General features: G+C 64.2%; 1 pseudogene. It reads right to left on the reverse strand.

Annotated elements, in window-relative coordinates:
• Window positions 1-677: pseudogene (locus tag AUL28_RS22435) on the reverse strand (IS5 family transposase); the annotation flags it as partial.
• Window positions 678-684 lie beyond the last annotated feature (7 nt).

Raw genomic sequence — 684 nt, forward strand, 5'->3', positions numbered from 1 at the left:
CCGCCGCCAGTCCTTCAGCCGCCCGAACATGATCTCGATGCGGTTGCGGCGTCTGTAACGACGCTTGTCGTGGCGCACTGGCGCGTTGCGCGACTTGCGACCTGGGATACAGGGCTTGATGCCCTTCGCTTGCACGGCGTCCCGGAACCAGTCGGCGTCGTAGCCGCGATCACCGAGTAGCCATTGTGCCTTCGGCAACTCGTCCAGCAGGGCCGCCGCTCCGGTATAGTCGCTCACCGGCCCGGCGGTCAGGAAGAAGCTGAGCGGGCGACCGTTCGCATCGGCGACGGCATGGAGCTTGGTGTTCATGCCCCCTTTGGTACGGCCGATCAGGCGTCCAAGCCCCCCTTTTTGACCGCAAGGCTCGAAGCCGTGCGGTGCGCCTTCAGGTAGGTCGCGTCGATCATAACCGTCTGCGGATCGGCGCCGACTGCGGCCAGACCCTCCATCATTCGGACGAAGACGCCCGCTTCGCCCCAACGCTTCCAGCGATTGTACAGCGTCTTCGCAGGCCCATAGTCCTTGGGCGCATCACGCCATCGCAGGCCGTTGCGGTTGACGAAGATGATGCCGCTGAGAACTCGCTGGTCGTCGACCCGTGGCCTGCCGTGGCTCTTGGGAAAGAACGGGCGAAGCCGTTCCATCTGCTCGTCCGTCAGCCAGTACAGATCGCTCATATCCAGT

The organism is Aureimonas sp. N4 (assembly GCF_001463925.1).
In the GTDB taxonomy this organism is placed as follows: domain Bacteria; phylum Pseudomonadota; class Alphaproteobacteria; order Rhizobiales; family Rhizobiaceae; genus Aureimonas; species Aureimonas ureilytica_A.